Origin of the sequence: Thalassospira sp. UBA1131, from assembly GCF_002311515.1 — a bacterium.
Lineage (GTDB): Bacteria > Pseudomonadota > Alphaproteobacteria > Rhodospirillales > Thalassospiraceae > Thalassospira.
In genome coordinates this window covers 56,208-56,835 of sequence record NZ_DCAO01000088.1, presented here as the reverse complement: position 1 = coordinate 56,835, position 628 = coordinate 56,208, and the positions used below count along the sequence as shown (strand labels likewise).

1 protein-coding gene is annotated in these 628 nt (G+C 53.8%); it reads right to left on the bottom strand.

Annotation, left to right across the window (positions count from 1 at the left end):
* Positions 1–524: glycine betaine ABC transporter substrate-binding protein (locus B3Z49_RS13490; protein ID WP_296991754.1), on the bottom strand; the 524-nt coding region annotated here is incomplete at its 3' end.
* Positions 525–628 lie beyond the last annotated feature (104 nt).

Below are 628 nucleotides of genomic sequence, written 5' to 3'. Positions count from 1 at the left end.
CCCAGACCGAACTGGTTGCTGTCGATCATGTCCTGGATAAGACGGTTACCGTCATTGCCCGGCTCGATGCCATAAATCTCGCCATCAAGCTGATCCTTGAACTTTGCAATGTCGGCAAAGTCCTTAAGACCCGCATCAAAGGCGTTCTGGCTCACAGCAAGGGTGTATTTTGCACCTTCAAGGTTTGCGCCGGTTGATACGACGGTGCCTTTATCAAGGTAGGGCTGAATATCGGCTGCCATGGTCGGCATCCAGTTGCCGAGGAAGACGTCAACGTCGCCATTGGCAAGGCTCGTGTAGGTGACCGGTACCGACAGCAATTCGGTTTCCGCGGTATAGCCAAGTGATTCAAGGATCACGGATGCGGTCGCCGTGGTTGCAGTGATGTCGGTCCAGCCCACATCAGAGAAAGTCACGGTTTTGCAGGCATCGCTATCGGCTGCTTTGGCAGCAGTTGCACCCAAAAGGGTGGTCGCAATAATGGTGCTGCCAAGAAGGCGGCCGAACGTGGAAAGATTGGTCATGCTTCTGGTTCTCCCTTGTATAAACCTGATGTTGCTGATGACCGAATTTGGCCGGTCATCAGAAGACGCTCGGTTCCGGAGGCCAGACGAACATCAACGCAACA